The sequence below is a fragment of the Caulobacter sp. GW821-FHT09B11 genome (assembly GCF_059418205.1).
Window position 1 is genome coordinate 151989 of the sequence record NZ_JBWKPK010000011.1, and the last position, 7362, is coordinate 159350.

The following is a 7362-nucleotide window of genomic DNA, read 5'->3' on the forward strand; positions in this document are numbered from 1 at the left end:
CCTACAGCTTCACCACCCAGTTCTTCCGGTACATCACCCAGCCCAGCAGCCAGCACACCAGCATGTAGGCCACCGCGCACAGCAGCGAGCCCACAGGCCCCGGCGCGACCGCCTGGAACACGTGCACGCCCACCCACTCGTAGGGACCCACGCCGCCGATCGCGAACTGGTTCAGGGTGACCACGAACAGCTCCGAGAACAGGTAGATCACCAGCGGATTGAGGCCGAACACCTGGAAGAAGCGGGTGGCGGCGTTGGGCTCGCGGCCTTCCAGCACGGCCGTCAGGGCGGCCAGCAGCAGCAGGTCGATGCCGACGGTCAGCAGCACGAAGGGGCCGGTCCACAGCTTCTTGGCGATCGGGAACCAGGGGTTCCAGGCCAGGGCCGCCAGGATCAGCACGCCGCCGACACCAGCCATGCGGACCAGGGCCTTGCGGGTGTCGGTCGCCTGGCGCAGGGCGCGGGCGGCCAGGTAGCCGGCCAGCACGTTGACCGCCGACGGCAGGGTGCCCAAGAGGCCCTCGGGATCGAAGCCGCCGTCCTTGCGATAGAGGTGGTCGCGGCCGACGACCAGCAAATCAAGCTTGGTGCCGGCGTTGCCCAGCTTGGAATAGGGATCGCCGTCGCCGAAGCCCAGCAGGATCGCCCAATAGCCCAGCAGCAGGCCGGCGCACAGCGCCAGGATCCAGCGCGGCGACAGGAACCGCGCGGCGAAGGCGGCGATCAGGTAGCACAGGGCGATCCGCTGCATCACGCCCATCACCCGCGTCTGGGAGAACGGCGCCAGCGCCCAGTGCCCGTCCACGTGATGCACGAACGGGAACCAGTACATCAGGAAGCCGAGCAGGAAGATCAGCGCCGTGCGCTTGAACACCTTGGCGCTGAAGTCCGGCAGCGGGATCGGCCGCGAGAAGGCGAACGCCATCGAGCAGCCGACGGCGAACAGGAACGAGGGAAACACCGCGTCGGCCGCCGTGAAGCCGAACCACTTGGCGTGCACCAGTTGGGTGAAGGCCTTGGCGCCGGGACCGGCGGTATTGACCACGATCATCAGGCAGACCGTCAGGCCGCGGAACACGTCCAGCGACAGAAAACGGGGGGCGGGCTTGGTCGTCATGGCTGTGTCTTTCCCCCTCTAGGCCCGGTCGATGCGCGCGATCAGCGCCCTGACCCCGGCGACCGGATCGGCCGGCGCCTGGCGGCGATAGGCGACGTCGGCGGCCACCCAGGCCTTTTCCCAGACGACGCCGTCCTTGACCACGGCGGCCTCGTCGAAGGACCCGGTCCCGGCCGCCTTCAGGGCGTCGAGGAAACGGCCCCAGCGCGGCAGATAGAAGTCGGCATAGAGCCCCTGCCAGGCCTTGGAGGCGTAGTCGTTGAGGTTGCCCTCCCCGCCCCACACCGTGACCTGGGCCTTGGCGTTGCTGACATAGGTCGCCTTGTCGGCGGGCGTGTCGCCATAGGCGCGGGCGTCGTCGACCCAGGTGGCCAGGGTCTCGGGCTGCACGCCCAGCAGGGCGTCGACGGCCAGGGCCAGGTCCTCGACCTTGCGGCGGGCGGCGTCGCCGGCGGCCGCGTCGCCCTTGCGATAGGCGGCCACGGCGGCCTGCAGCTGCACGTCGATCTCCAGGCTGGCCAGCTGCCGGGCGGCGTCGACCAGGTCGAGCACGAACAGCTTTTCCTTGGCGTAGCCCGGCGCCAGGGCGCTCAGCGCACGCACGGCCGCATCCAGCTTGGCGCGGTCGCCCGGATGGCCCGGGAACTCGCCGATGGTCGCCGTCGGCCGCTTGAAGAAGAGATAGGCGCCGGCCTTGCTCTTCCACCAGCGCGAGGACCAGTAGCGGGTCGAATAGGCGCCCTGCACGAGCAGGCCCATGGCCGCGTCCAGCTGCGGCGAGGTCCTGCCGTAGCGCGCCTTCGAACGGCTCGACAGCCAGGCGCCCGTCGAGGCCCCGCCGCCGTTCCAGGCCAGGTCGTAGACCGCCTCGTAGACGATCGAGTTGTTGTGCAGGCCTTCGGGGAACATGCCGAAGCCCGACAGCTTGCCGGTCTCGCCGCTGGCCGCCACCGCGGCGATGTCGCGACGATAGTAGTCGAGGTCGCCATAGACCGGATTGCTGCCGCCGTAGTTATGGACGTAGCCATAGATCCACGGCTTGCCGCCGAAGGCCTTGGCGTTCTTCCAGACGTCGGGATAGCGGTCGTTGCCGATGTCGAGGATCATCAGCTTCTCGTCCGGCACGCGGCTGAGATAGGCGCTGATCGCGGCCGGATCCCAGAAGTGGCTGTCGGCGCCGAACAGCCAGCCCTGCATCACCCACACCGCGTCCGGCCGGGCCTGGCGGATGGAATCGTAGATCGCCTTGCCGTAGGCGGCCAGGCGCTCGGCCTTCAGGGCCGGATCGACCTCGACCTTGGTCTTGGTCGCCGCCGTGTTGGCCGTCCCGTCGCCATAGGCCGCATCGCGCGCGTCGGCGCCGTCGGCGTTGATCGGCGGCAGCATCTCGTTGAAGGAGTCGGCGAGGTAGTAGGTCCCCGCGCCATAGGTCTCCGTGTAGAGCGCCAGGAACCGGCCGGCGATCTTGGCGAACAGCGGGTCGGCGGGATCCAGCCAATAGGTCTCGTGGAAGCCCTCCCACGGCCGCATGCGGTAGATGCGGGCCTTGGGGTTCTTCTTGGCGAAAGCCTTGGGCACGTAGCCGCCGAAGGCCGGCAGGATCGGCGTCATGCCAAGCCCGCGCATCCGCGACAGGATCCGAACCTGCAGGTCCTTCTTCTTGTCGATCCAGGCGGTCGGCAGCGGCGCGGCGTAGCCCTCGATATTGCCCATCCGGTGCCAGGGCGTGAACGCCGCCCCGGAGAAATACTCGGCCAGTTCGCCCTCGCTCAGCCCGAACTCGCGCCACAGGGCCCGCCAGACATATTCCTGGCCTTCCATGGCCAGCGGCATGTCGACGCCGTGGACCGCCATCCAGTCGATCTCGCGGGACCAGCGGTCCCAGCCCCACCAGGGCGTGGTGTAGCCGTAGGTGCAGGTGTTGAGATAGGCGCGATGGGCGAAGGGGCTTTCCACCCGGCCGGTGTCGGCGTCGGGCAGACGGGCCGGCAGCGCGACGCGATCGCCTTCCCAGCTCACCGAGGCCGCGCCGTGATCTTTGAGATAGGCGTAGGCGCCGCGGGCCAGGGCCACCGGCGTGTCGCCGCTGATCGCCACCTTGCCGCCGACGGCCTTCACCGCATAACCGGGCTTGCCGCCCTTGGACGCCGTCAGGGCCAGCTGGACGCCGGCCGCCTTGGGTCCGAACCGCCGCGCCAGCACCGCCCGAGCCGCCGCCACGCCGCCGGGCTCCTTCACCGCCGCCTTGCCCGCCGCCTGGGCCAGGGACGGCGCGGTGGAGACGGCCATCAGGGCCAGGGCCTGCTTCAGGGTCTGGCGACGCGAGGGGGTGGACGGCATCGTTGGCTCTTGCTCCGAAACGAAAATCTGGTCGCCGCCCAGGAGTCAGGCGGCGACCAGCAGTTGCGCCGCACGAGGCGGCGTCTCCGGGGAGGAGATTCGGTTACATCTTGTACTGGAACGACAGGTAGTAGCTGGGGCCGGTGACCGAGGTCATCTGCCAGCGGCTCTCGTTGCCGAGATAGGCCTTCTCCTGGGCGTTGTTGATGTTCATCGCCGCGAACGACAGGCTGAGCTTCTCGTTGATGTTGTAGCCCAGGTTCAGGTCGAACTGGGTGCGCGCATCGACGGTGTGGCCCAGGGGACCGGAGAAGAAGCTCTCGACCGAGGTCTGGTCGTAGGCGCTGCGGTAGTTGGCCGACAGGCGCGCGCTGAACGTCTGGTTTTCCCAGTAGACCGTGCCGTTGGCGGTGTGCTCCGACAGGTTGGCCAGCTTGAAGCCGGTCACCGAGGTCGCCGGATTGACGTGGGTGTAGTTGGCGATCAGGCCGAAGCCCGCGATCGGCAGCCAGGCGTCGAGCGACTGTTGCCAGTTAAGCTCGTAGCCGTGGATGTCGACGGTGCGCGCGTCGTTGAAGCTCTGGGTGATGGTGTAGGTGTCGCCGGCGGCCGAGACGCAGACGCCGCTGCTGTCCTTGGTCAGCGAGGTGCCTTCGTAGGCGGTCGGGCACATGGTCGAGGTGTAGACGCCGTTCTTGACCTTCTTCGAGAAGAAGCCCGCCGACAGGCCGTTGCCCGAGCCGTAGTACCACTCCAGGCTGACATCCAGCTGGTTGGCGGTCATCGGGTCCAGCCCGCCCTGGCCGATCGAGATCGTGTAGACCTTGTGGCCGGTGGTGTCGGTGGTGCTGGTCATGGTGGTGGCCAGCTGGTTGTTGGAGTCGATGATCGGACGCACCAGCACCTTGGCCGCGGCGACGCGCAGCAGCAGGTTGTCGGTGATGTCGAAGCTGAAGTTCGCCGACGGCAGGACGTTGTCGTACGACTTCTTGGTCGTGTAGGTGCCGGCCACCAGCTTGACTTCGGTGTTCAGCGGGTTGGCCGCGCCGCCGACATAGCCGTTGACGGTCTGGTCGGTGCTTTCGCGACGCACGCCGATGTTGCCGCGGAAGGTGCGCGACAGCACTTCGCCCTTCAGGTTGGCCATGGCGTAGAGCGAGCCGAGGTCACGCTCTACGCGGAACGAGCCGGCCGGGTCGAAGGCTTCGTAGACGGTCACGCCCTGGGCCTTGAGGGCCGCGCGATAGGCGTCGAGGTTCGGCGAGACCCAGCTGCCCGGCAGCGTCATGTCGCCGTCCAGGAAGTTGGTCACCAGGATGCCCGAGCCGGCCATGGTCGGCGAGTACGAGGCCGGGATGGTGTTCTGGCCGTCGCGGCGCACGACGTAGCGCTTGAGCACTTCCTGGCGGATCTTCGCGCCGAACTGCACGGAGTCGAGGATGCTGAAGTTCACGTAGCGCTTGGCGTCGAACTGGCCGGCGTTCTCGTAGGAGTCGATCGTCCGGTAGGCGCCGTTCGGGTAGGTGTTCCGGATCAGGGTCGAGGTGTTGTACTGGGCCGTGTCGTCCAGCGCCGTCGCCGTCGAGAACACGATGTTCTTCGGGTTACTGATGTCGAGCGAAGCGCTCGAGATGTTGACCCCGAGGATCGCCGCCTCTTCGTTGAACAGGGCGTGGCCGCGCGAATAGTGGCCGACGCCGCTGAAGTCCCAGTTCTCGATGCCGGTCCAGCGCACCTTGGTGGTGAAGGCGCCGGTCGACTGCGGCCGGTCCTCGTGCTGGTGGTTGTTCTCGAGGCGGAAGTTGTTGATCTGCACCTTGGTGGCGGTGTTGTTCGCCGTCGCCAGGGTCACCACGTTCGAGGCCGAGGGGGTGGTGAACAGGAAGACCTGCTGGTGCAGTTCCTGCGTCGTCTTGTCCTTGGCGTAGGTGGCGATGGCGTCGATCTGCAGGTCGTCGGTCGGTTTGAACTGCACCGCGCCGTTGATCATGCTGCGCTTGGTCTCGCGGTCGATGCGGCGATAGCGCAGGCGGGCCGGGGTGTAGACGCCGTTGGCGACGGTCCAGCGGTCCATCCACAGATAGTCGCCGCGGTCCTTCAGCTCCTGGTAGCCCGCGCCGAGGAAGACGCCCAGCTTGCCGTCGAGGAAGTGGTCGACATAGGTCGCGCCGAACTTGGCGGTCGGATCGCCGCCGATCAGCTCCTGCTGCTGCAGCTTGCCGGCGAAGATCAGCTGGCGGCCCTTCACGTTGAAGGGATGCACGGTGTCGATGTTGACGGTGCCGGCCAGGCCGCCCGCGTCCATGTCGGCGGTCGGCGACTTGTAGACCTGGATGCCCGAGGCCAGCTCGGTCTGGATGACGTCGTAGCGGAAGCCGTCGGTGAAGTTCGAGCTCTTGAAGGCCTGGCCGTTGACCGTGGTCAGGGCGTACTGCGGACCCAGGCCCCGGATGCTGATCGTCGAGCCGCGGCCGTTGATGTTGGAGATCTGCACGCCCGGAATGCGCTGGATGGCTTCAGCGATGTTTTCCGACGGGAACTTGCCGATGTCCTCGGCCGAGATGCCGTCCGACACGCGCACGTCGTTGCGCTTGGTGTCCAGCGCCGTGGCCAGGCTCTTGCGGAAGGCGGTGACCACCACCTCGTCGACGGCCTCGCTGGGCGCGGCCTCTTGCGCGGCGGCGACGCCGGCGAAGCTGACGCCCGCCAGCAGGGCCAGGGCGAAGGCCTTGCGCCGGGCGGCGGGCCTGAAACTCGTAAGCTTGTGACCGATCATCCTGTTATCCCCTCAAGCTGGCGCGGCGCGCGCGCCCTGTGAACGCCGCTCCCCCGCGGCGTCGTTTTTGAGCAGACCATTTAAAGACCTTTTTTCGCTGCTCACCGGCAACCTAGGGGCCGACGCGATACCCGTCAAAGCCGGCAACCTGTTCTATTGCTTGTATTTCGGCAGAGATTGCCGGTTAGGCGCCCAATTTGTCGGGCTAAGCCGCGCCGCATATCGGCGATCGGCAACAAATACGAATGAAGTCAGTCGATTAGTGAAATTTTGTCCTTATTGGACAGGCCTAGGCATAATACCAATTTAATGCCTTTTTTGCGACCATTCGCGCCCAACACCCCGGGCGCACGCAAGCTCCGCGCGCAATCGCCAGGCCGCCGCGCGCGGAGCTTGCGCCCGGCGCCCACGAAAAGGCGCCCGCGCCCCGCGAGCGCGGCGTCGGATGACGCGAGTCGGCGAGTGTTGGCCAGGGAGCGGACGGAAGGATCACTGCCCCTTCCCTTCTGCCGCCCTCTCGCCCCTCTCTTTCCGCCTCCCTCGCCCTTGTGGCGAGGGCCCATGCCGGCGGCGGCTCAGACAGCGGCCGCGCTCGAAAGGTTTGGGCAGGCTGACCGATGGGTCCTGGGCACAAGGCCCAGGAAGGCGGCAGGAGGAGCGAGGGGTTAGACGGCCACCGCCTCTTGCAGCGCCGCAGCCACGGCCTCGGCGTTAGGTCCGAGCACCAGATGCACCACCGGCCCGTCGAGCCGCACGAGCGCCCGGACGCCGGCGGCCTTCAGCGCCGCCTCGTCGAGCTTGGACGGATCACGCAGCTCCAACCGCAGACGGCTGGAACAAGCGCTAACGGCGGCGATGTTGGCCGCGCCGCCGAGACCCGGCAGCAGGGCCTGGGCGGCAGCCGGGTCAGCGGCCTTGGCCGAAGCCACGGCCGCGACGACCGGAGCCTGCACGCCCGCGCCGGCGGCCTGGCGGATTTCGCCGGCGACGGTGTCGGCGATGGGGCCGAGCACCACCTGCAGGGCCTTGTCGGAGGGCCGCACGATGCCGCGCGCGCCCAGGGCCTTGAGGCGGGCCTCGTCAACAGCCTTCTGGTCGGCCACGATCAGGCGCAGGCGGGTGGTGCAGG

4 protein-coding genes are annotated in these 7362 nt (G+C 67.7%); all 4 read right to left on the reverse strand.

What is annotated here, in order from left to right:
- Window position 1: 1 nt before the first annotated feature.
- Window positions 2-1117 (reverse strand): acyltransferase family protein, encoded by a 1116-nt coding sequence (locus AC07N1_RS10820; RefSeq protein ID WP_494671806.1) that lies wholly within the window; start codon window positions 1115-1117, stop codon window positions 2-4.
- A gap of 18 nt (window positions 1118-1135) precedes the next feature.
- The gene (locus AC07N1_RS10825) at window positions 1136-3457 is read right to left on the reverse strand and encodes an alpha-N-acetylglucosaminidase (protein ID WP_494671807.1); all 2322 of its coding nucleotides are present in this window, start codon (window positions 3455-3457) and stop codon (window positions 1136-1138) included.
- A gap of 103 nt (window positions 3458-3560) precedes the next feature.
- Window positions 3561-6233 (reverse strand): TonB-dependent receptor, encoded by a 2673-nt coding sequence (locus AC07N1_RS10830; RefSeq protein WP_494671808.1) that lies wholly within the window; start codon window positions 6231-6233, stop codon window positions 3561-3563.
- Between the two features lie 665 nt (window positions 6234-6898).
- On the reverse strand, window positions 6899-7362 hold a 464-nt coding region (locus AC07N1_RS10835), incomplete at its 5' end, for a PTS sugar transporter subunit IIB (protein ID WP_494671809.1).